The 23,357-nt window shown below is 49.6% G+C and carries 24 protein-coding genes; 7 read left to right on the top strand and 17 right to left on the bottom strand.

The annotated features are described in order from the left end of the window. Nucleotide 1: 1 nt before the first annotated feature. The 17 genes from B4W65_RS02815 to B4W65_RS02735 form a co-directional block, all read right to left on the bottom strand. Nucleotides 2-784, bottom strand: coding sequence for a hypothetical protein (locus tag B4W65_RS02815; protein WP_088653609.1), 783 nt, complete (start codon nucleotides 782-784; stop codon nucleotides 2-4). Beyond that, entirely contained in the window at nucleotides 781-1,353 is a 573-nt protein-coding gene (locus B4W65_RS02810; RefSeq protein WP_088653608.1) for a chemotaxis protein CheB, read from the bottom strand. Before B4W65_RS02810 ends, B4W65_RS02815 begins: the two co-directional genes overlap by 4 nt. After that, entirely contained in the window at nucleotides 1,334-2,176 is an 843-nt protein-coding gene (locus B4W65_RS02805) for a CheR family methyltransferase (RefSeq protein ID WP_158522758.1), read from the bottom strand. Before B4W65_RS02805 ends, B4W65_RS02810 begins: the two co-directional genes overlap by 20 nt. 10 nt (nucleotides 2,177-2,186) lie before the next feature. Further along, on the bottom strand, nucleotides 2,187-3,035 hold the full coding sequence (locus B4W65_RS02800; protein ID WP_088653606.1) for a CheR family methyltransferase: 849 nt from the start codon (nucleotides 3,033-3,035) through the stop codon (nucleotides 2,187-2,189). A gap of 15 nt (nucleotides 3,036-3,050) precedes the next feature. Next, the gene (locus tag B4W65_RS02795) at nucleotides 3,051-4,928 is read right to left on the bottom strand and encodes a PAS domain S-box protein (protein ID WP_088653808.1); all 1,878 of its coding nucleotides are present in this window, start codon (nucleotides 4,926-4,928) and stop codon (nucleotides 3,051-3,053) included. A gap of 34 nt (nucleotides 4,929-4,962) precedes the next feature. After that, nucleotides 4,963-6,045 (bottom strand): protein-glutamate methylesterase/protein-glutamine glutaminase, encoded by a 1,083-nt coding sequence (locus tag B4W65_RS02790; protein ID WP_088653605.1) that lies wholly within the window; start codon nucleotides 6,043-6,045, stop codon nucleotides 4,963-4,965. Nucleotides 6,046-6,074: 29 nt separating this feature from the next. Next, on the bottom strand, nucleotides 6,075-6,545 hold the full coding sequence (locus B4W65_RS02785; protein WP_088653604.1) for a chemotaxis protein CheD: 471 nt from the start codon (nucleotides 6,543-6,545) through the stop codon (nucleotides 6,075-6,077). A 10-nt stretch (nucleotides 6,546-6,555) separates the two neighbouring features. Further along, entirely contained in the window at nucleotides 6,556-7,455 is a 900-nt protein-coding gene (locus B4W65_RS02780; protein ID WP_088653603.1) for a sensor histidine kinase, read from the bottom strand. A gap of 30 nt (nucleotides 7,456-7,485) precedes the next feature. After that, nucleotides 7,486-8,361, bottom strand: a complete 876-nt coding sequence (locus B4W65_RS02775; RefSeq protein ID WP_088653602.1) for a CheR family methyltransferase — start codon at nucleotides 8,359-8,361, stop codon at nucleotides 7,486-7,488. Between the two features lie 7 nt (nucleotides 8,362-8,368). Next, complete coding sequence (locus B4W65_RS02770; protein WP_158522757.1) at nucleotides 8,369-8,857, bottom strand: chemotaxis protein CheW; 489 nt, start codon at nucleotides 8,855-8,857, stop codon at nucleotides 8,369-8,371. Between the two features lie 10 nt (nucleotides 8,858-8,867). Continuing rightward, nucleotides 8,868-9,317 (bottom strand): chemotaxis protein CheW, encoded by a 450-nt coding sequence (locus tag B4W65_RS02765; protein ID WP_088653600.1) that lies wholly within the window; start codon nucleotides 9,315-9,317, stop codon nucleotides 8,868-8,870. A gap of 12 nt (nucleotides 9,318-9,329) precedes the next feature. Then, the gene (locus B4W65_RS02760; protein WP_088653599.1) at nucleotides 9,330-11,363 is read right to left on the bottom strand and encodes a chemotaxis protein CheA; all 2,034 of its coding nucleotides are present in this window, start codon (nucleotides 11,361-11,363) and stop codon (nucleotides 9,330-9,332) included. A gap of 30 nt (nucleotides 11,364-11,393) precedes the next feature. Then, on the bottom strand, nucleotides 11,394-11,714 hold the full coding sequence (locus B4W65_RS02755; RefSeq protein WP_088653598.1) for an Hpt domain-containing protein: 321 nt from the start codon (nucleotides 11,712-11,714) through the stop codon (nucleotides 11,394-11,396). A gap of 11 nt (nucleotides 11,715-11,725) precedes the next feature. Continuing rightward, complete coding sequence (locus B4W65_RS02750; RefSeq protein ID WP_088653597.1) at nucleotides 11,726-12,091, bottom strand: response regulator; 366 nt, start codon at nucleotides 12,089-12,091, stop codon at nucleotides 11,726-11,728. A gap of 33 nt (nucleotides 12,092-12,124) precedes the next feature. After that, the gene (locus B4W65_RS02745; protein ID WP_088653596.1) at nucleotides 12,125-12,448 is read right to left on the bottom strand and encodes an STAS domain-containing protein; all 324 of its coding nucleotides are present in this window, start codon (nucleotides 12,446-12,448) and stop codon (nucleotides 12,125-12,127) included. Nucleotides 12,449-12,472: 24 nt separating this feature from the next. Further along, nucleotides 12,473-14,194 carry a methyl-accepting chemotaxis protein gene (locus B4W65_RS02740; protein ID WP_088653595.1) on the bottom strand — a complete coding sequence of 574 codons (1,722 nt, stop codon included), beginning with the start codon at nucleotides 14,192-14,194 and terminating at the stop codon, nucleotides 12,473-12,475. A gap of 119 nt (nucleotides 14,195-14,313) precedes the next feature. After that, nucleotides 14,314-14,829 (bottom strand): YfiR family protein, encoded by a 516-nt coding sequence (locus B4W65_RS02735; protein WP_088653594.1) that lies wholly within the window; start codon nucleotides 14,827-14,829, stop codon nucleotides 14,314-14,316. Between the two features lie 384 nt (nucleotides 14,830-15,213). On the opposite strand from B4W65_RS02735, the gene B4W65_RS02725 reads away from it, so the two are divergent. From B4W65_RS02725 to B4W65_RS02695, 7 genes are all read left to right on the top strand, one after another. Further along, nucleotides 15,214-17,637: an efflux RND transporter permease subunit gene (locus B4W65_RS02725; protein WP_088653592.1), complete on the top strand. Its 2,424-nt coding sequence runs from the start codon at nucleotides 15,214-15,216 to the stop codon at nucleotides 17,635-17,637. A gap of 41 nt (nucleotides 17,638-17,678) precedes the next feature. Continuing rightward, nucleotides 17,679-18,656, top strand: a complete 978-nt coding sequence (locus tag B4W65_RS02720) for a polyprenyl synthetase family protein (protein WP_088653807.1) — start codon at nucleotides 17,679-17,681, stop codon at nucleotides 18,654-18,656. A 60-nt stretch (nucleotides 18,657-18,716) separates the two neighbouring features. Further along, a complete protein-coding gene (atpD, locus tag B4W65_RS02715; RefSeq protein ID WP_088653591.1) occupies nucleotides 18,717-20,231 on the top strand; it encodes a F0F1 ATP synthase subunit beta in 1,515 nt (504 codons plus the stop codon). After that, entirely contained in the window at nucleotides 20,228-20,509 is a 282-nt protein-coding gene (locus B4W65_RS02710) for a F0F1 ATP synthase subunit epsilon (RefSeq protein WP_088653590.1), read from the top strand. The genes atpD and B4W65_RS02710 overlap by 4 nt, the downstream gene beginning before the upstream one ends. 79 nt (nucleotides 20,510-20,588) lie before the next feature. After that, on the top strand, nucleotides 20,589-21,194 hold the full coding sequence (locus B4W65_RS02705; RefSeq protein WP_088653589.1) for a DUF4254 domain-containing protein: 606 nt from the start codon (nucleotides 20,589-20,591) through the stop codon (nucleotides 21,192-21,194). 13 nt (nucleotides 21,195-21,207) lie between these two features. Beyond that, nucleotides 21,208-22,266, top strand: a complete 1,059-nt coding sequence (locus B4W65_RS02700; RefSeq protein WP_240509457.1) for a glycosyltransferase family 9 protein — start codon at nucleotides 21,208-21,210, stop codon at nucleotides 22,264-22,266. A 3-nt stretch (nucleotides 22,267-22,269) separates the two neighbouring features. Further along, nucleotides 22,270-23,355 carry a glycosyltransferase gene (locus B4W65_RS02695; RefSeq protein ID WP_088653588.1) on the top strand — a complete coding sequence of 362 codons (1,086 nt, stop codon included), beginning with the start codon at nucleotides 22,270-22,272 and terminating at the stop codon, nucleotides 23,353-23,355. The last annotated feature ends 2 nt before the right edge of the window (nucleotides 23,356-23,357 follow it).

The following is a 23,357-nucleotide window of genomic DNA, read 5'->3' as shown; positions in this document are numbered from 1 at the left end:
TCTATAAAATTGCTTGACTTACCAGACGACTGGCAATTTCATTCCACATTTTTTCCACTTCCACTTCCTGAAAACAAACCATCTCAATCAGGTGGGTACAGTGCCCGTCCTTACAAACGGGCAGCAGGTATAGCCATCGACCATTTGTCTGGCCCAGGCCCGAGCTTATCGGAAGCATTTCCTCGTCGAGTCCGCTCACCACCTTCACCTGGGCGTCGGCAACAGCCTGTCCGTTGAGACCTTCTCCTTTTGAAAAGGGGGCCACTTCAAAATCTTCAGGAAGGGCATAACTCTCTTCTACGATAAATGTTCCCTCGGGTTCGCTTTCCCGGTAAAGAACTGCTGCTCCGGCTTTAAAGGTCTCGGCCAGCAAAAACAAAAAATGATGGCGATTGGTTTTACTGCGGCTCCCCTCAAAGAGTTCCTTAAGTATTTTTTCACGATAGGAGGCAAAACGCTGCGCATCGTTTTGCAAAGCCTCGTAGGCCGCAATCCGTTCTTTAAGGAGCTTCTTTTCTGAGTCCCAATCCTTGCGCTCCGACTGGTATTGCTCCTTACTTTTGGTCAATTGTTTATCGGCCATACGGTAATTTGCATCGGCCAGATATACGATGGCCAGAAACAGAAAGAGGGCCATAAATTCAAGTATATATACTGCAGCAGGGGTGCTTGCCGGCAGGAAAAGGAGTTTTCCGATTACCAGACCAAAGGCCAGTGCTGCCAGGAAAAAGACCTGCAGCAGACGTTTTTGCAAACTGTTTTTAGGACTTAGTTTATTTTTCATCCGGGCAGCGCATTTAAAAAGTGAAGTATATCTTCAGGATTCATCAGTCGGTCGGGATGGAACAATTTCAGGGCCTCGTTGGGCATAGTGGCTATATCGCAGCTGAGGGGGTCCTGCACAATGGTAAAACCTTTGTTGTCGGCTATTTCCTTCATGCCTGCTGCCCCGTCACGGTTGGCGCCGGTCAGCAAAATGCCCAGCAGCTTATCTCGGTAGGCATAGGCTGCCGAGCCCAGGGTATGGTCGATGGAAGGTCTGCTGTGGTTGTGGCTTTCTTCGGTCGACAGGGCCACCGTACCGTCCAGTTCAACAAACAGGTGATAATTGGCCGGTGCCAGGTATACGGTGTTTTGTTGCAATTTTTCCTTGTCGTTGGGTTCAATTACCCTAAGTTTCGATTTCAGACTCAAACCCTCTACCAGACCCGATCGCACATGCTTAAGCCGATGCAGCGAAAGCACAATAGGCAGTTTAAAGTCGGGCCGTAAACCTGCCAGGATGTGGGATACTACAGAAAAACTGCCGGCCGATCCCCCAACGACAATGAGTTTAAAATCTGTGGATTCCATAGCTGGGTTCTTTACTTAAAGGTTTTTGGTAGATGCGTTCGGCCGAATCGCAAACCATCAATTCTTTTTCCAAATCAGTCGGCAAGTGGTCTTTTAGTCCAAGTACCAAGTAGCCCCCCGGCATAAGGGCATCGATGAGCAGACGCAGCGCCTTGTGGTTCAGTCGGGGATTGAAGTACAAACCTACATTGCGAAACAGGATCAGTCCTATATCTTTACGCTTGGGTTGCCGGTTTAAAAAGTGGCCTTGCACGCAGTTAATGTTCTGGCGCAGGCTTTGTGCAATACAGCTTTTACCCGCCTCTTCTACCAAGTAGTTTTCGTAGGCATCGCGGTCCTCCAGTCGCTTGTAATTGCTTAGGTTTTGTTCATGGTGCTGCTGGTTGATCAGGCCCGCTTCAACAGCTTGACAGTGTTGGTGGCTGGGACTTTGAGCAATAATTTGAAACGACCCGGGCAATTCTGCCTCATGTAATATCAGGGCCAGGGAGTAGCTGTCCTCGCCACTTGTTTCGTGCGGCAGCCACAGGCAAGTGCATTCCTGTGGCAGCGCGGGTAAAAACTTATCTCGCAGAAGGCGCCACAGGGCCGGATCGCGAAACATTTCGGTATTGGCTACGCAGAGTTCGGTAAGCAGCAAGGCCCTAAAATCTGCTTCGTGCAGTCGTTCCAAAAATTGTTCTTTGCGCCTAATGCGTTGCTGTGTAGCGAGTCGCGTCAGTCTTCGTTTCAAAAACGAAAGGGAATACTCCGTATAGTCCATGCCGGGATATTCCAGCATAGCTGTGGTGATTTCCTTTATATCGTTTATTCCGAGCAGCACGATGTTACGCTTAATATTTAAAGTGAAAGGAATTGGTGCGGTGGTAAACCGGACCGTTTTTTGAAAATTTGGTTTTGAAAAATCCGCCCAGACTCTCATGGGATCCCAGTACCATGGTTCCACCTGGAAACAGGTTTTCATGGAAACGTTCAACGATTTTGCTTTGCAGACTGCCCTGGAAATAGATCAGTACGTTGCGGCAAAAAATAAGGTCAAATTTGTTGTAAAAGGGCAAGGGGCCCTTTACCAGATCGTGTTTTATAAAGTGCACCTTTTCCGAGAAATCGGGCCTGATTTTCAGGTGATCCTTGTCCGGCTCGGCCGAAAAATATTTGGAGAAATCCGGCTCGCTTTCTCCTTCAAAACTGGCGCTAAAATTCTCACGGTACTTATCGGCATTGAAATTGTAGAAATAGTGTCCCTTTTTGGCTTGTTCCAACGCTTTTTTACTGATGTCGGTGGCGTATACTTCGGCCCGGTCGAGCAGTTGCAAATGGTCCAGCAGAATCAAAAGAGAATACACCTCCTGACCCGTGGAACAGCCTGCGTGCCAAATGTTGATCTTCTTTTGATGCTTTAAGGTTGGAAGCACTTTTTTTAAGAGGTGGTTCCATACTTGCGGATCGCGAAACAGCTCGGTTGTATTTACCGTTATGGCTTCCACCACCTGTTCAACAAAATCAGGTTCCGTACGGGTTTTCAGGACGAGTTCTTCCATATTCAACCCCTGGTCGCGCATAATTTTTTTTATGCGTCGATCTATCGAGTTGTCCGAATACTCACTGAAATCGTAGGGAGAACATTCCTTTAGAATCAGCAGATATTCCTTATAGTCGTAATCTTTCTCACTATTCTGCATTTAAGGTCTGCGGGTTTAAAACAATTCAACTTCAACATTCTGAATAAAGGCGGTGTGTGAGTATTCTTCGCCCACCTTGGCTTCAGACAGCAACATCAGTACCGGGATATCTTCGCCATACTTGTTGCGAATGGGAACCTCCCGTCTTTCTCCCACAATTTTTTGTCCCCCTACCGAAACAAAGGCGGTGACAAATTCGTCCGTTTTTGCCGTTTCTTTAGAAAAGAGCATGGTAGAGGGCTGACCCAGTACTTCTTGTCTGTCGTAGCCCCACAGCTTTTCAGCAGCCGCATTAAAAAACTCGATGAGACCGCCGTTGTTGGTCGTGATAATGGCATCGAGTGCTCCTTCGAGCATTTTTTCGTTGCGTATTTTCACCGACTCAATTTCGGCAAATTGCTCTTTGACTTCATTACGGGCCTCTTCGAGCATCTGTCCCAGTTCCTCCTTAGAGTGTTTCAAGGCCTCCTCCATTTTCACCTGATCGGTAATGTCGTTTTCGAGACTGATGATTTTGAGGATGTTGCCGTGATGGTCCATAACGGGACTGTAGGTCGACAACAAGTAAATTTCACTGCCGGTTTTGGTTCTCCGGCGCACCCTTCCCCTAAAGTTCTGTCCGTTTTGCAGGTCGGCCAAAATACGGTCCAGCTCACTTACATCGTCTTTAAAGAAAAAGATTTTGAGGTTTTGTCCCTCTACTTCTTCGGGCTTGTATTTAAAGGTCTTAAGAAAGTTCTCATTCACCGACAGGAGATTTCCTCCATGGTCGAATTCGCAGCTGATGGCTGCATGGTCTATGGCATCCAAAATACCTTTGCGCTCAATTTCCCGGCGGTCGCTTTCTTCCTGAGTCGCCCGCATTTCTTCGAGGTTTTGACGAAGTTCTTCCTCCTGTTGGGCCATTTTTTCAGCCTGAATCTGCGTCTCCCGCAGCAGCTTGTTGGTCTGAATGTTGTTTTTCACCATGGCTATGGTGGAGGCGATGCTTTCGGCCGATTTCTCGACCAATTCGACTTCGTAGGGCTGCAAAATCTGGAAAGAGGCCAGCTCAATGACTCCAAAGAGCTCGTCGTTGCTCTTGAGCGGAACCAGCAAAATGGTTCCCGGATTGGCGCCTCCCAATCCCGAGGTAATGTGTATGTAATCGTTGGGTACGTCGGTAATTAATATGGTTTCTTTTTCCAGTCCGCAACGGCCAATGAGTCCTTCGCCCCAGTTGATGGTTTTGTCGGCAAATTTTCTGCGGTCGAAGGCCACGCTGGCGGTCATTTCAAAGAAAGGGGTTCCGCCCTTATCGTGGTTCAGCAGAAATACCCCGCCCTGGTTTATTTTCATGTAATCCACCAGGTAGCGAATGATTTCGTAGGAGAGTTCTTCCAGATTGTCGTTCGATTTTCTCAGAATCTCGCCGAACTGGGCCAAGCCGTGGGTAACCCAGTTGCGTTGTTCTTCTTCAATGCGACGTTGCTGCTGTTCCTGCTTGCTTTGTACCATATATTCCCGCAATTTAAGCAGGGCACGGGTAAGGGCATCTTTTTTCTTTTGCTCATCGATGGGCACATCCAGTTTATCCTGACGCAGGTTTTCGATAAAGGACAGCACCATTTTGGTGCGTTGGGCCTCTTTTTTAAGTTGCTTACTTTGTTTGGCCACAATGCCGGCAAAGCGCTTGGAGAGATAAAAGCTGACGACTCCGAAGAAAATGGGTAAAAGAACTACTGCCCAAAGGGCAGGAAAGACCATAAACAACCCCCTGAGATTGACCGGATTCTGGGCAAAGAGGGGGGCATCCAGACTGATGAGGAGGATCAACACCGCCAATACAAAACCCAAACCAGCTCCCTGAAGGGTCGCTTTGGATATCAGTGCTTTAATGTTTATTTTTTTCATCTGCATAATGGGGTTTTCTTTTCTTAGTCTTTGCCTATTCAAAAAACTGTCGGATGAGGAAGGGCGCCATTTCACTTATCCCTAAAATGTGATTGGCTGCCCCTAATTTGGCCGCCTCTCTGGGCATCCCGTATACGACGGAAGAGGCCTGGTCCTGCGCCAGGGTATCGGCTCCGGCTTCTTTTAGCTCGAGCAAGCCCTTGGCGCCGTCGGCCCCCATTCCGGTAAGCAAAATGCCGGTGGCATTTTGTGCGGCATAACGGGCTGCGGAACGAAAGAGCACGTCTACTGAGGGGCGGTGCCGGTTGACCAGCGGTCCCTTCTTGATTTCTACCGAATATTCTTTTCCACTTCGCTTCAGCAACATGTGAAAACCGCCGGGAGCAATTAAAACCCGGCCCTGGTAAAGGCGGTCGCCGTCCTCGGCTTCTTTAACTTCGAGCTCCGAATTGGCATTGAGGCTGTTGGCGAAGGACTTGGTGAAACCGGCCGGCATGTGCTGTACAATGGCAATACCCGGCATACGGGCCGGCAAACTTTTCAGCAGCAGACGGATGGCTTCGGTACCTCCTGTAGAAGCGCCCAGCGCGATAATTTTTTCGGTATCTACAATGCGCGATTTCAGAGAGGCACGTTCCAACATAATGTCGGCATTGTGCTTGGGTTTCACCACCATAGCTGTTGGTGGCGAACTGATTTTAAGGCGCGAAAGTTTGGCTTGTGAAGCCGCTTTTACCGCATCGCAGAGCATGATTTTCGACTCGTTAAAGAACTGAGCCGCATTCATGGCTGGTTTGCCTATAATCTCTGAGGCCCCGTACTCCAGAGCTTTCATAGCCACTTCTGTCCCTTCTTGCGTCAGCGAAGAAATGACGACCACCGGTATGGGATGCTGCGACATGATTTTGCGCAGGAAAGTGAGCCCGTCCATACGCGGCATTTCGATGTCGAGGGTGATTACATCCGGAATCTGCTTCATTATTTTTTTGACAGCAATCAGGGGATCGGCAGCCGTGCCCATCACCTCTATCTGGGGATCAGACTCCAGAATGGTAGTCAGACTTTGCCGTACCACGGCAGAGTCGTCCACAACTAAAACCTGAATTTTTTTCTCCATATCGCTGTCCTCAGTAAGCTTAAGATGCCTTAATACGTCCTTTTGTCGATGAATTTATGTCGGACTTCTCCACTGTCGGTAAAAAACAGAATTTTCCTTCCTTTCCGTCCTCCTGTGCTGGAGGCCACCACAGGAATGTTTTTTTCTTCCAGCATGATGCGGGCTACCCTGATGTTCCTTTCTCCGATGAGCATAGCACTTCGGTCGGCTGCAATCAGGTCTCCGCCTCCAAATATTTTTGCCTGCAGGTTTTCCCGACGTGAGCCCAGCTGAACCATGCGTTCGATGAGCTTTTCAATGGCAATGTTGCCATACTTGGGCGATGCCAGGTCGTTCCCGTTCCAGTTGGGCAGCATGTAATGATTGATGCCCCCAATCTTGGTCACAGGATCCCACAGGCAGATCGCCACGCACGAACCCAGGATGGTCTTAACCATATAAGGTTCCTTGCTGGCAAACAAGGTGGAAGGATACAAAAAATGTTGTAAGTATTGATTCATTTAATCTTCCTTAAAAAATCTCATCATCATCGTCGAAGAAGATGTCGTTGCCTTCTCCACTAAATCCATCCACCACATTTTTCGCCTCGGGAACCTTTACGGTAAAGGTTGAACCCTCTCCTTTTTTGCTGTTGATTTCGATGGATCCGCCCATAACATCCAACAGGGCCTTGGTAATGGATAAGCCCAAACCATGTCCGCGGTTGATGGAGTTGATGCCCGAATCGAGGCGCTTAAAGCGTTCGAAGATGATTTTTTGATTTTTCTCGGATATTCCGGTGCCAAAGTCCTGAACATCAATGGTCAGGAAATCCTCATCGGCTGTAACATTAATGATGACTTTACTGTCTTTGTAGCTGTATTTGAGCGCGTTGTTAAGCATATTGCTCAAAATCAACTTCAACTTTTCACTGTCTGTTTTAAAATAGAAGTTTTTGCCAAAACCGTATTCAATATTAAAGTTGAATTCTATTTCAATAGCCATTTTTCGGGCTACCAGACTAAAGGAATCGATGATGGTTTGAATCACATTGCGAATGTTTACCTTAGCAATGTTCGGAACCACTTCACCCGCTTCAATTTTAGCCGCTACAAAAATGTTCTTCAGCTGAAAGTCGAGGTTAAAAGCTTCGCTGTGGATCAGCGCCACCATACTGACCACTTTTTTCCAGTCGTTTTTCTCCACCGACAAAATGGACTTGGATAAGCCCAGGATGGAAGTAAAAGGGTTAACAATTTCATTGGAAATGTTGGAAATAAAGTGGCTCTTGAGCGCCTCCGATTCCTTAAAGCGTTTGGTCACTTCCTGCAGTTCCTGAGAAAGCAGTTTGATCTCCTGTTCGTATTTGGAACGCTCCTGGAGCCGGTCTTTGAGCTCTTTTAGTAATTGTCTGTCCGAAAGATTCGTCATAATGTTGCTAAATTATGGATGACTTGTTGTTTATATTTTTTCGAAAATGGTTGGTTTTATGTGCTTGAGTGGAACATCCATGCCCGAAAGCGACTCTGAATGTCCTATGAAAAAGTGCCCTCCCCTTTTCAGGTTCTGACACAATTTATTGATGACCCGCTCCTGGGTAGGCCGATCAAAATAGATCAGCACATTGCGGCAAAAAATTACATCGTAAGTCTCTTTGACCCCATAACTGCTCTCCATTAAATTGAGGTAGTTCAGTACCAGGTTTTTTTGCAAGAGGGGATGCACCCTAACGGTTGGGTTACCTGCATCCTTACTCTTCAGCAAGTAGCGCTTTTTGAGCTCGAGCGGGATCGTAGCTACCTTAGTCATCGGATAAACCCCTTTGGCTGCCTTCTCGAGCATTTGCGTGGAGATGTCGGTGCCCGTAATTTGAAATTTAAATAAGGGGTTAAGGCGCTGAAATTCGTTCAGTGTAATGGCTATGGTGTATGGCTCCTCCCCACTGGAGCAGCCCGCACTCCATACCTTAAACATTTGCTTGGTATCCTGCTCCTGAAAGGCAGGTAAAATATTTTCTTTTAAGAAAATAAAATGCACCGGTTCCCTAAAGAAGTCGGTTTTATTGGTGGTGACCACATTTAAGAAATGGAGCAATTCCTTTTCCTGACCGGCCTGACTGAAAAAATACTCTTTATACTCGGAGTAGGATTTCATGTTCAGTTCACGTATGCGCTTGAGCAGACGACCTTGCAGCATGATGCGCTTAATGGGAGGCATTTTGATGCCGTACTCCGAGTAAATGAATTTACTGAAGACCTCAAAATCCTTCTCGGTAAGCTCTGCCTTAAAGCAGGCAAGTGCCCCTTCCGGGTTGCCGTGTCTGTTCGTTGTGGTCATTTATGCTTTAGTTCTTTTCCTGATTTTTTTGCAAGTACTCCTGAATGGCAACGACTTCTTTTTGATTAAACACCGCATCGGCGTTAAGAATATACACAAATTCGTCCTTGTAGCTGAGCGTGGTTGAAATGTAATCGGGCCGGTAATCGTCGCCGATGGTTTTCATATCCTCCAACTCTGCCTCCATAACATCGGCCACATTGTCGACCAAAACCGCGACCCGATAAATTTTACCCAGGTCGGTGTTTTCGAGCTGCAGCACCACAATGCAGGTGGCTGCGCTCAGCACAACAGGTGCCATACCAAATTTGATCCCGGTATCGATCAGGGGAAGTACTTCGTCCTGGTACTCCACCACACCGCTTACATAAGGCAGGGTTTGCGGGAGGGCTTTGGGCGCCTGATATTCTCTGATCTCCATAACCTTGGTAACATTTACTGCAAAGGTCTCCGCCCCAATTTTAAAGCTCAAATAAGTATGTTTTGCTTCAGCCATTTTTGGTGTATTATTTTTCAATGATTTCGCACAAATGGGCGATGTTGATAACGTGCACAAAGTCCTCATTAAAGACCAGGGTTCCTTCAAAATGTTCGATGAGCCCCTTTTTTCCTTCGGTGATGGTTTCCTTTAGCGCCTCCTTTTTCGTTTCAATTACTTCCTCCACTACATCTACAAGTATACCTATGCGGGCATCTTGTATGTTGGAGGGGTTGAGCACAATAATGGAAGCGTCTGACCGCTTGTCCTGGACTTCCTTGTCCATAATCAAACGCATATCGGCCACCGGTATAATATTACCATGCAGGTTGATGATGCCTTTCATATAGTGGGGCGTGTTGGGAACCGCGGTAATGATGGGCGGTAACTCCAGAATATGATCTACCTGTAGGGCATCCACTGCAAAGAGGTCGTCCTGAATCTTAAAAGATAAAAGGGTTATGTTTTGTGTTTCCATATGCAGTGTGGCTTATTTCCTGTTTTTTTGTTTTTGGAGCAAACGCGTGGTGTCTATTACCAGGGCGATGGTTCCGTCGCCCATAATGGAGGCGCCGGATAAAATTTCCTGTTTTTTCAGATAACGTCCGAGCGGTTTTACCACCGTTTGGTACTCGCCTATTACCGCGTCGACCAGCAAACCGGTTAGTCGGTCTTCGGCCTTTACCATTATCATTTGCAGTTGTTCCCTGTCTTCGGCATCCGACACTTTAAAAACCTTTCTGAGGTCGATGTAAGGATATTGTTCATTATCAATGACCACCACCTGGTTGAAAGATTGTTTTAATTGTTCCGGTTGCAGGGCATATAGTTTATCGATGGCCGATATGGGAATGACGTACTGGTTTTCGCCTACGCCCACCAACAATCCGTCGATGATGGAGAGGGTCATAGGCAGGGTAATGCTGATGAGGGTTCCCTTGCCTTTTTCCGATTCGATGCTGACTTCTCCGCGGATGTTGGCCAGTTTGCGTTTGACCACATCCATACCAACCCCTCTGCCCGATACGTCGGACACCACTTCGCGGGTGCTGAATCCACTTACAAAAATCAAATCGAGCACCTCCTTTTCTGTGAGCGCCGCGTCGCTTTCAATCAATCCTTTAGCAATGGCTTTCTGTCGGATAAGCTCTGCATCAATGCCTTTGCCGTCGTCGGATATTTCTATGATTACGTTGGCACCGGAATAAAAGGCTTTAAAGAGGATGTTGCCTTTGGGCGCTTTTCCTGCCTTAATACGGTCTTCCGGAACCTCAATGCCGTGGTCAATGGAGTTGCGCAAAATGTGCAGCAAGGGGTCCGTTAGGTTTTCAATAATGTTCTTATCCAGTTCCAGGTCGCCCCCTTCAATTACAAAGTCTATGTCCTTGCCCTGGTCTTTAGACAGGTCCCTGACCAAGCGCTGAAAGCGCATGAGTTCGCTTTGCAGCGGAATAAGGCTGATGTCGAAGGCATTTTCACGGAGTTGTCGCGACAGCTTCTGAACATTCTCGCTCATCGAGAGCATGGTGGCATCCTGAGTGTTTTCGGCATACAGACTCAATTGGGCCTGGAGGGTTACCAGCTCACTGACCAGGGTTACCAGTTCATCAATTTTATGGGAAGAAACACGTATACTTGAAATCTTGTGTTCCTTAATGGCTGCCTTCTTTTTTTCTTCGGTTTGTGGTGCAGGGCCTGCTACCGGCGCCTGGTTTTCCAGTTTAAAATCCTCTACCGTTAACAGGGTGCTGTTTTTGACAGCTTTTTCAGTCTTTTCCAGCACTTCCTTATCCTGGAGAATATTGCGACCGGCCACCTGGTCGATATGCAGTTCACACTCGTCCTCTACAAAGATGAAAACGTCCTTTATTTCGTTGATCGATTCGGCGGTGCTCACCAGAATCTGCCAAAGACAGTAGTTGGCCTCTGCATCGATGAGGTCCAGGGAAGGAACCTTGTGGGTATAAGCCAAGGTCAAAGCCTGGCCCAGAGCATGAATGTCGTCCAGCAGATACAGGGGATTGGTTCCGTTTTGCAGGAGTTCTTTCTGGGGGATGAAGCTGATCAGATAGGTCTTTTCGTCTGATTCTTCCGGCGCTGCAGCGGTCTGCGAGGCAGCCGCTCCGCTCGGTCCGGTGCTTCCTTCGCCCGACAGGAAGGCCTGCAGGCGCTGAATAAAGTTCTGTTGCGCATTGAGGTCTTCCGCAGCGCTTAGATCACCTGTTTTAAGCAGAAATTTAATTTGATCAATGGCCGAAAAGGTCAGCGTAATCAGGTCGGTAGTGACTTTGAGTTTGTTGGTTCTAACCCAGTCGAAGATGGTTTCGAGGTGGTGCGTGAATTCACTCAAATGGTTGAATCCAAACATGGCTCCGCCCCCTTTCAGAGAGTGCATAGCCCTGAAAATACGCTCAATCAACTCCTTATTGTCCATGTCTTTTTCCAGAAGAAAAAGTGCTTCCTCCAGATCGTGGACATTGTCGGTCGACTCTTCAACAAATTTTGCCCTAAACTTATCTATCATATTCGCTCCTGCCTTAGGCCATTTAATTAATTATTCTCCCTGCTCCTTTTGCAGCACCTCCAAAAGGTTTTGAATGGTACGCTGTGTTTGTGTCAGCAGCTGTGCTGTAAGCGTACGTTTACCCGAACGGATTTCGTAGAAAGTACGTTCCAGTTTTCTCGAAAGGAGCGCACTGTTGTCGAAACCCAGCATGGGTCCTGTGCCGCTGATTTGATGAGAAACAGTAAAAACTCTTTCTACCATATTGCGCTCTTCCTCCCCCTCCGGTGGTGTTTCCGACAAGGCCTCCTGAATCGAGATCAGGGTCTCCAGCGTATCGTTGTAGAACTGATTCTTTATTTCCGTAAGCATGTTTTTGTTGCTTATCGAATTACTCTTGAAATGGCAGAAAGCAGTTTGGCGGGTACAAAAGGTTTGATGATCCAGCCTGTGGCACCTGCCTCTTTGGCTTCCATTTTCTTGGCCGCCTGTGATTCGGTGGTCAGGAATAAAATGGGAATGTGTTTGTAGTTCTCCATTTCACGAACTTTGCGAATCAATCCCAGGCCGTCGAGGTTGGGCATATGCAGGTCGGTAATGATGATATCGATATGTCGTCCGTCCAGAAACTTCAGGGCGTCCTCACCATCGATTCCCACTAAAACATCGTAACCCTCGTTTTGCAGGGTGAAATTGACTACTTCCCGGATACTTTCTGAATCGTCTACGATTAGAACCGTTTTTGCCATAATAAATGTGTTATTGTTATTGTTTGCTTCTGTTTAGTTTTTCTTCTCTTGGTTCAGGAGTTGACCAAAACCGGCATTGACCATTAAGCTGCTCAGGTCGTCGGGCAACTCCATTTGCAAATCAACCGGATAACCCAGTTTTTTCCCGGTGTTTTTTAGTGCATACAGCAATTGAATGAAGGTCAGGTCGATGTTTTCCACTTCCTTCACCACCAGATGTAAAGCCTTAGGCTGGCCCAGCTTTTCCTTCACCTCCTGAGTCAGCTTTTGAATAAAAGGGATGGTTAATTGACCACCAAAGACAATGGCGGTCTCGCCATTGTCTTCTTTAAACGCTATGCTGAAATTTTCTGTCATAAACTGAATTTTAAGGGCAGCATTTTAGAACTTCTCATAATTGTCCAGGTCAAATTCCTTGCCCAGATTCGAAAGGTCCTGTTTCAAATCCTTTTTGGCCGAAGACCCCGGAGCAGTCGCTCCGGCCTGCTTGGGTTTGGGACTGCTCGCTGTGGCGGTTTCCTTTGCCTGGTTCTTTTGTTTTTGTTCTTCAATGCCAATGTTGAAATAGCCCACGGCTTCCTGAAGATTCTGTGCCAATACCGACAGTTGGTCTGAACTTTGAGTCAGTTCATCGGAGCTGGAAGCATTTTCCTGAGTAATCATATTGAGTTGTTGCATGGCCAGGTTGATCTGATCGGCTCCGGTCTTCTGTTCCATACTGGCAGCTGCAATTTCCTTAATCAACAAAGTGGTCTTTTCGATGTCGGGCACCAACAGGCGAGCCTTTTCTCCGGCCTCATGTGAAACCTTGAGTCCACGGCTTACCAGGGTAACAATTTCATCGGCAGCCACCTTACTGCGTTCGGCCAGCTTGCGTACCTCTGCGGCAACTACCGAAAAGCCCCGGCCATGCTCGCCGGCACGTGCCGCCTCAACAGCCGCATTCAGTGCCAGAATGTTGGTCTGGAAAGCAATGTCGCTGATCATCGAAATTTTCTCCGAAATGGCCTGCATCGCCTGAGCCGCTTCTGAACTCAACTCATTGGCAATGTTAACGTCCTTGGCGGTTTCTACCGTAATTTTCTCGGTCTGAATGGCGTTATCGGTATTTTGATCTATGTTGGCCACCATTTCTTCAATAGAAGTGGATACTTCCTCGGCAGAAGCAGCCTGATCGGCCGAACCGCGGGAAAGTTGCATAGAGCTGGTTTTAAGCGTGTCGCTCGAGTAAACCAGATTGTTGGCATTCTCCTTGATCGAAAGAACGGTTCTTTTAAGGTTGCTGGCCATGTTGCTGAGCTCGGTAGCCAAAATCCCAATTTCGTCGTTTTGACGGATGTCCACCTCGGCGGTCAGGTCGCCCTTACCAATGGCCTGGGCAAAGGTCACGCCCTTGGTCAGCGGCACCACAATGGCAGAATACAGCAGCCAGGCGATGGCCAATGAAGCCACGATGAGGATAATTCCCATCAATACAACAACCCAGCCCAAGGTGGTAAAAGCACTCTCCATATCGGCCAAGGCATCATTGTTGAGCTGTTCCGATTGGCTGGCCAGTGCACCAACTTTCCCTGCAATTTCATCCGAAAGGGACATGATGCCGCGGCCCTCCATAACCATATCTTCCGCTTCAAAAAACACCATCACATCTTCGTAGGCATCAAAGGAATTGAGACTCTCCATCACGTAGCGGTGCATCCCAAAGAGGGAGTCCATCTGGTGGGTAACTTCCTGGAGCAAGGCTACATCTTCTTCCTTTTCCCAGTTTTCGGTCAGGGGCAACAGCCTTTCCTGAAGCTCGGGCCAGTCCTTCGCATGCAAATCGGCCAGGCGCACTTTATCGGGCGTGCCCGGCTGCTTGTCAACAAACACCCAGTTGCGGATCAACATCTTACTTTGGGTAATCATGTTATCCAAATCGCCCAGCGCCTGTACGGTGGGGCTATAAGTCTCTGTCACCAGATTGTTCAACCGGGTACTGCGTACCAGGGTAGTTACCGAGAGAATGGCGTTCAGCAACACGACCACCAGGATCAGGCCAAATCCGTACAATAGTTTATGGCGGATTAAAAAGTTCTGGCCCAAATTCAGTTTCATCTTCATGCCTTGCAGATTTCTAATAAATATAAGTAACTATTTTAAAAACGACACCCTGCTCCCTTTCTGAAAATCATCAGCAGGGAAAGGGAGTCCTTATTAGGTATACCTCAGCAGAAAAGCTGCTACAGGTTGATGGCTGCGGCCATCCCTTCCAAACGGGAACTGAACTGCAGACCCATCCAGGCGGCATTGCCCTTATGCAACTCAAATTTCAACACCCCGTCGCGGACCACAAAATTGATGGCCGCTCCATGTGCCGTAGCTCCTTCAGCTTCGGAAACGATAAGGCTGTTGGTTTGTCTGGCCTTTTCGATCAATACTTCCGAGTTGTTTCGAATGTTGATGGCCGAGGACACAAATATAACCTGGCAGCCATCGACTTCTTCAATACTTCGGTATTCCCTGACCACAATGTCCTGGAAACCGAATTTTTTGCCGGCAGACTGGTCTCTGATCCAGTCGGCCACCTCCCTGTTGCGTACCACGCCGATCACAAAATCGCCCTGCAGCGACTGATCCGGCCAACCAATATAGCGTATAAAATTCAGGGTAAAAACCGCCTTAAATTTCGCTTCCTGTGCAACCATGGTGGCCATGGGCAGCATCAACAACAGGAGTAAAACATAAATTTTCTTCATATCGTCCGTCCTTTAATCAATTTTATGCTTGAGTGAATGTTACGAATACTTTGTTTTTTGGTTACTCTTTTAGATTTTTTTTTAAAAGTTTAAGCCCTTATTGGTCAAGTATTGCCACTTCTTATACCGGCTTGTGTATCTTTTTTTTAAAAATCAGGACTTGTTTTAACAGAATCCGCAAAAGTGAGGATTTTCTGTCAGACCTGCAATTTTGGGGTGGCTTTATCAATTAGTTTGGGTTGTTGGTGGAGAAAAACTGCTTTCTTGTCTGGTCTTTGGTGGTGCTCCTCAAAAAAGATCCTTCTCCTTTTAGAGGCGCCTAAGTTGTTATTTTTTCAGTAAATTCGCAGCATTTTTCACGACGAACCGTTTATTGGGCCAATTATGTGGGTAAAAGTAGCCGGAATCATTCTCCGAAACAGAGTCAGTATTCTCATTCTTCTGGCCATTATGACGCTGTTTATGGCTTTCCAGTCGCAGCGCATCGAGATGTCCTACCAATATGCCCCCCTATTGCCCGAAGACGATCCCGTATTTTTGGACAACGAATATTTTGTCCAGGAATTTGGGAACAACAGCGAAATGGTGGTGCTTGCTGTACAGGATTCGGCCTTCTTTAATACGGAGCACCTGCAGCAATGGTTGCAATTGAAAGACGAGCTGGTCGCGCTGGAGGGGGTAAGCGGCGTTTTTTCAGTTTTGGATGCCTACGACCTGGTGCGCAATGCCGATGAGCGGAAGTTTGAAGTTCAGTCGCTGTGGACAGAAGGGAAGGCTGAAAGCATCGCTCAGTTTACCCAACGCCTGAGCGAGCTGCCCTTGTACGAACACTTACTCTACAATCCCGAGACCCACACCTACCTCATGGCCGTGTTTTTGGTGCCTGAGATCCTTCAAAGTCCCGAGCGTGTAGCGCTTATAGAAGGCATCCAAGCCGCCGGGGCCCGCTTCGATGCAAACAACGGGACCCGCCTGCATTATTCCGGTCTCCCCTACATTCGTGTAGAAACTGCCGAAATGGTCAAGCGCGAACTCAACATGTTCATATTCCTGACCCTGGGCGTTACCGCCCTGGTCATCTTCCTCTTCTTCCGCTCTTTCAAAGTCGTTCTGTTTGCCATGCTGGTCGTCGGCATTGCCGTTATCTGGGCCCTGGGCAGTCAGGCCCTGCTCGGCTACAAGATCACCATCCTCACCGGCATGATTCCGCCCCTGATCATAGTCATCGGCATTCCCAATTCGGTGTTCATGCTCAACAAATACCATCAGGAATTCCGCCTGCACGGCAACCGCATCAAGTCGCTGCAACGCATGATCCGGAAAATCGGCAACGCCACCTTTCTGACCAACCTCACCACCGCCAGCGGATTCATCACCTTTGTCTTTACCAGCAGTCGTTTGCTGGTCGAGTTCGGCATCGTGGCCGCCATCAACATCATGGTGGTCTTCTTGCTTTCGCTCTTGCTCATCCCCATCGTCTTCAGCTTTTTGGGCGACCCCAAAGAAAGGCATGTAAAGCACCTCGACCGAAAATGGATGAATGTGCTCGTCGAACGCCTGTTGCAGATTTCCCTTTACCATCGGGGCAAAGTGCTGCTGTTCACCCTGTTTTTACTTTTGGCAGGCTTTTACGGCATCGGCCGCATGCATACCACCGGCTATATGCTCGACGATGTGCCCCACGACAACAAGCTGTATACCGATTTGCAGTTTTTTGAGCAGCATTTCAGCGGACTCATGCCCCTCGAGATTCTTATAGACACCCGAAAGCCAAACGGCGTATTGCAAAGCAGCACCCTGCAAGGTCTTAATCGGGTGCAGGAGCGGCTCGACTCCCTGCCCGAACTGTCCAAGCCCCTCTCCTATCTCAATGTGGTAAAATTTGCCCGTCAGGCTTATTACAACGGACATCCCGATTTTTACGGCGTTCCCAACAGTCGCGAGCGCAACTTCATCATGTCGCACCTGCAGGGCGGTCAGGACGGTCCCCGTGCGCTGATGGCCACCTTCATCGACAGCACACGACAAAAAGCCCGCATCAATCTGCGGATGGCCGACGTGGGTACCGGACAAATGGCGCGTCTCGATGCCGAAATCCGTGCCATCGTCGAAGCAGAATTTCCGGCGGAGGACTACCACACCCTGCTCACCGGCGCCAGTGTGGTCTTCTTCAACGGCACCAGCTACCTCATACGCAATCTGCTGCTCAGTCTCGGTTTGGCCGTCGTCCTCATCGCCAGCTTCATGGCCTGGATGTTCTCTTCCAAGCGCATGGTGCTGGTCTCACTTATTCCCAACCTCATTCCCCTCATCACCACCGCCGCCCTCATGGGCTATTTCGGCATCCCCATCAAGCCCTCCACCATCTTGGTCTTCAGCATCGCCTTCGGCATCTCGGTCGACGATACCATCCACTTTTTGGCCAAGTACCGTCAGGAGCTCAGCGAAACCAACTGGAACATACGTGCCGCCGTAATGCTGGCCACCAAAGAAACCGGACTGAGTATGATTTACACCTCCATCATCCTCTTCTTCGGCTTCGGCGTCTTCAGTCTCTCCGAGTTTGGGGGCACCGTCGCCCTGGGCCTGCTGGTGGCCTTTACCCTCTTTGTGGCCCTCTTCTCCAACCTTATATTGTTGCCCACCCTGCTGCTTACCCTCGAGCGCTTCATCACCAACCAATCGTTTAAGGAGCCCCTCCTGGCCATTTACAACGAAGAAGAAGACATCGAGCTCAGCGAGCTCGTAATTGCCCGGAAAGGAAATCCTCAAAGCAAGGACCGGTCTGTCGACGATCCGCTCGACTAAGCCCCCTTCGACCCATGTACCACCCCCAAACGGAAAGCATCATGACATTGACCGAAAAGTACCGACAGCAAATTGAAAGTGAACTGGAGCGCCTGGTGCGCGACCGTCGCCCCGAGGGCCTCTACGCCCCCGTATCCTACGTTTTATCGCTGGGCGGAAAGCGCATCCGGCCCGTGCTCTGCCTCCTGGGCTGCGCCCTGTACAACGCCGATCGGGTAAAGGACAGCCTTTACCCGGCCCTGGGTCTCGAAGTCTTCCACAACTTCACCCTCCTGCACGACGACATCATGGACCAGTCCGACATGCGCCGCAATCGGCCCACCGTGCACAGGAAGTGGGACAGCAATACCGCCATACTATCCGGCGATGCCATGACCATCCTCGCCTATCAGCTGGTGGCCCGTGGTCCCTCCGAAAGTCTTCGCGCCGTACTCGAGCTCTTCAGTCGCACCGGCCTCGAAGTCTGCGAAGGCCAGCAATACGACATGGAATTTGAGCAAAGCAGCAGCGTGGGCGTCAAAAATTACCTCGAAATGATACGACTCAAGACCGCCGTACTGCTCGGGGCCAGTCTCCAAACCGGCGCCCTCATTGGCGGCGCAGGCGAAGCCCAGGCCCAGGCCCTCTATCGCTTTGGCATTGCCGCCGGCATTGCCTTTCAGTTGCAGGACGACTGGCTCGATGTTTATGGCGATGCCGCCACCTTTGGCAAAAACATCGGCGGCGACATCATCAACAACAAAAAAACCTTCCTTCTGCTTCAGGCCCTCGAAAGTCTCTCTCCCGCCGGCCGTGCCGAACTTCAAAACTGGATGAGCCGCAGCGATTACGATCGGGAAGAAAAGATTGCTGCCGTACGTAACCTTTACGACCAGGTCAACGTTTCTGATACGGCCCGAAAACTCATGGACAGCTATCATCAGGAGGCCCTGGCCCATCTGCAGGCAGCAGGCGGCAATGCCCAAGTAGCCGATGAGTTAAAAGATTTTGCGCGTGGATTAATGGAAAGGGTACGTTGAGGTTTTTCGGGAAATGTTTTGTACCTTTTCACCTTACAAACAACTTTATTTTTACCGCACATGGCACAATTGACCGGCAAAGTAGTTCAAGTCATCGGCCCGGTGGTCGATGTCGAATTTGAGGCAGGTATTTCCGAATTGCCCAATATTGACGAAGCTCTTGATATCGTCAGTCACGACAACCAAATGGTTGTAATAGAGTGTCAGCAGCACATTGGGGAACACACCATACGCTGCATTGCCATGGATGCGACCGACGGACTGCAGCGCGGCATGGAGGTCAGAGCTCGCGGCACCGCCATTACCATGCCCCTGGGCGACAACGTCAAGGGGCGCCTCCTCAGCGTAACAGGGCGAGCCATCGACGGCCTGGGAGCGGTGAAAACCGAACGCTATGCCCCCATTCACCGTGCGGCACCCGCCTACGAAGACCTCTCCACCGAAACCGAAATCCTTTTTACCGGCATCAAAGTCATCGACCTGATCGAGCCCTATTCCAAGGGCGGGAAAATTGGCTTGTTTGGTGGAGCCGGCGTAGGTAAGACCGTACTCATACAGGAACTCATCAACAACATCGCCAAAGGCTATTCCGGTCTTTCGGTTTTCGGAGGCGTAGGGGAACGTACCCGTGAGGGCAACGATCTGCTGCGCGAGATGATCGAATCGGGCATTGTGGATTACGGTCCCGCCTTTCGCGAAAGCATGGAAAAGGGCCAATGGGATTTGACTAAAGTAGACCAAGAGGCCCTGCAGAACAGTCAGGTCAGTATGGTCTTCGGACAGATGAATGAACCGCCCGGCGCCCGCGCCCGCGTAGCCCTTTCGGCCCTGACCATCGCCGAAGGCTTCCGCGACGGAGACGGCAGCGGACCCGGACGCGACGTGCTGCTTTTTATCGACAACATCTTCCGTTTTACCCAGGCCGGCTCTGAAGTCTCCGCCCTTCTGGGTCGCATGCCCTCCGCCGTAGGTTATCAGCCCACCCTCTCGAGCGAGATGGGGGCCCTGCAGGAGCGCATCACCTCTACCCGTCACGGTTCCATCACCAGCGTTCAGGCCGTGTACGTCCCCGCCGATGATCTTACCGATCCGGCCCCGGCCACCACCTTTACCCACCTCGATGCCACCACGGTGTTGAGCCGAAAAATTTCCGAACTTGGTATCTATCCCGCCGTAGATCCCCTCGATTCCAGTTCGCGCATCCTGTCGCCCGACATCGTAGGCGAAGCCCACTACCGTACCGCTCAAAATGTGAAAGAAATCCTGCAACGCTACAAGGAGCTGCAAGACATCATCGCCATCCTGGGTATGGAAGAACTCTCCGAGGAAGACAAGCAGGTGGTACACCGTGCACGGCGCGTGCAGCGCTTTTTGTCGCAGCCCTTCTTCGTAGCCGAACAGTTCACCGGTCTGCCCGGTCAGCGGGTCAGCATCGAAGACACCATCAAAGGCTTCAACATGATCATCAATGGCGAGCTCGATCAGTATCCCGAAGCCGCGTTTAACCTGGTAGGCACCATTGAACAAGCCATCGAAAAAGGCGAAAAACTATTGAAGGAGGCCCGACGCAAATGAACGATCTCTACCTCGAAATAGTCAGTCCCGAGGCCATCCTTTTCGAAGGACCCGTTGGCATGGTGGACATCCCCGGTACCGTGGGGCGCTTTACCATTTTACGTGATCACGCCCCCATTGTCTCCACCCTTAGCGCCGGCAGGGTTCGGGTCATCAGTAAAGACGGCCGGGAATTGTTCTTTCCCTGTCGCGAAGGGGTGGTAGAGTGCAAAGACAACCACCTCACCCTCTTGATCGATCACCACCAGAGCGAGGGGGTTAAGCCCTCCGATTTCTAAAAGGCAATAGCCCCCCGGGTCCTGCGCAGATACGATAAAATTTGGTACCTTTGTAGATGTAACTTTAAAAATGCGCATTATGAGCTTTAGTGAACGCTGCAACCAAATTTTCGATGCCACCACCGAGCACTATCATACCTTCGACGATGTAGATGCAAAGCCGGTTAATCCCTATGAGGAGGGAAGTATTGAGTTTTTGTTGTTTTCAAAAAACTGGATCGATGCCGTACAATGGCACCTCGAAGACATCATACGCAATCCCGAAATTGATCCCGTAGAAGCCTTAAAGATTAAGCGCAGAATCGATGCCTCCAATCAGGATCGCACCGATTTGGTAGAGTTCATAGACGGCTATTTCATGAACAAGTACCAGGATATTAAGGCGCAGGACAAGGCCGGACTCAATACGGAAACACCCGCCTGGGCCATCGATCGTTTGTCCATTCTGGCCCTTAAAATATACCACATGAAGCAGGAGACCCTGCGCAGCGACGCTTCGGCCGAACACCTGGCCGCCTGTGGACAAAAGCTTGACGTACTGATGACTCAGCGCACTGATTTAAGCGGCGCCATCGACGAATTGTTGGGCGATATCGAAGCTGGAAGAAAGTACATGAAACTGTACAAGCAAATGAAGATGTACAACGATCCGGCCCTCAACCCGGTTTTGTATCAGAAGAAGTAAAAACACGGAGTACGTGAACCAGACCGGTAAAATCTTGGTATTCAGACTCAGTGCCTTTGGCGATGTGGCCATGACCATTCCGGTCCTTGCTTCATTTTTAGCGGCACATCCCCAGGCGGAGGTGGTATTTGTCTCTCGTTCCTTTGCGGCAGCACTTTTGGCACCCTTTCCTCAGGTTCAGTTTGTTGCCTTCGATGCCAGGGGCAGGCACAAGGGGCTGCCAGGACTGTGGCGCTTGTTCCGGACCCTTCGGAAAATGGGGCCTTTCACCAGCGTGCTCGATTTGCACCAAGTACTCCGTACCCGAATCTTGAGCTTCCTTTTTCGCTTAAGCGGTCGCCCGGTCTTTACCCTCGATAAGGGCAGAGCCGAGAAGAAGGAGCTGGTTCGAAAAAACAATAAGTTGCTGCGGCCATTGCCGAGCATGTTTGAACGCTACCGTGAGGTATTTGTCCGGGCTGGCTTTGATTTTTCCCTCGAACCCTTTGACGGAAGGATGCATTATTTTAAGGAACCGCTCCCACTGCCTCATGCAGCCTTCGCCCTCGAAGGCAAGCGCATTGGCGTTGCTCCCTTTGCCGGTCACCATTGGAAAACCTGGCCTTTTGAAAAAGCAGAACTCTTGGTTCAGGAGTTGGCTGCTCGTGGTTATCAGGTCTTTTTGTTTGGCGGAAGAGGCAAAGAACAAGAACAACTCGAAGCCCTTGCTTCAGGCAAGGACCGGGTACACAACCTGGCAGGCAGTCTGAGTCTGCAACAAGAATTACTGGCCATGTCGCTTTTACATGTGATGGTGGCCATGGACTCGGCCAATATGCACCTGGCGCGCCTGGTGGCAGCGCCGGTGGTCAGCATTTGGGGAGCGACCCATCCCTGGGCCGGTTTCTACGGCTACGATTTGCCGGGCGATTGGGCTGTGCAAAGTGATTTGGATTGCCGGCCCTGTTCGGTATTCGGCAATAAAGTTTGTCATCGGGGCGATTTTGCCTGTATGCAACAAATCAGCGCCACCGTGGTCCTTAAGAAAATTGAAAAAGTAATAGGCAGCCCAATGGCGCCTGCCAAATTATAAAGCATGCGGGTTCTTTTTTTAAATTCCATAGGAAGGAAAAAATGGGGAGGTGGTGAAAAGTGGATGCTGATGGCCGCAGAGGGACTCGCTGCACGAGGTCACGAAGTGCTTATAGGCTGTGCCCCTGGTAGTATTATTCGGGAGAACGCGCAAAAAAAAGGATTGCCCCTTGCGCATGTACACTTTAAAAGCGATTTTGACCTGCCCGGTTTTCTTCGACTTTTGCAGGTGCTTCGGCGCCGGCAAATCACCCATGTGATTTGCGGACAAAACAAAGACACCAAAATAGCCGCCGTTGCCGCCATGCTGGTGCCAGGGGTGCGCGTATTGGCCCGCCACGGGTTGCAGCTCATAGCAAAAAAGTGGAAGTACAAATTCATCTTTACCCGTTGCATACACGGTATCTTCACCAATTCTGAAACCATCCGTAAAGAATACCAAAGCTACGGCTGGTTTCCCGAGGGTTTTGTGCAAGTTATCCACAACGGTTTTACCCCGCCCGATGAGGTGGAGCCTTTCGATTTTAGAGCAAAGTATGGCCTGGATAAAACGGCCCTGGTGCTTTTTAGTGCGGGACGCCTGGCCCGTCAAAAGGGCTTTGACGTAATGATTGAAACAGCAGAGCAGGCACGGCAGGATGGGTACAACTGGTACTTTTTTGTGGCCGGAACCGGAAAGCTTGAGCGGGAACTGCAACAGCTGGTGCGACAAAAACAGCTTGAAAAGCATTTCATTTTCCTTGGTTTTGTGGAGGATGTATTGCCCTATGTGAAGGGGGCTGACGTATTTGTGCTGTCCTCCTTTTACGAAGGCATGCCCAATGCCGTAATGGAAGCCATGGGTTTGGGCAAATGCTGTGTAGTGACCGCCGTTAATGGCAGCACCGAGTTGATAAGGAATGAAAAGGAGGGGCTGCTTATTGTCGCCGGAGATGCCGATGCTTTGTATCGGGGACTCGTAAAAGTAGCCCAGTCCGCCGAATTACGCGAAAGCATGGGCGCGAATGCTTCTTTTCGCATGAGAGAAGTTTTTTCTGAGCGCCGCATGGTCAATGACCTGGAAGCTTTTTTACAATCTAAAATGCTTTAATA

This window comes from Geofilum rhodophaeum (assembly GCF_002210225.1).
GTDB classification, from domain to species: domain Bacteria; phylum Bacteroidota; class Bacteroidia; order Bacteroidales; family Marinilabiliaceae; genus Geofilum; species Geofilum rhodophaeum.
Note: the sequence above shows the minus strand (reverse complement) of the source record. Positions and strands in the feature narration are given on the sequence as shown.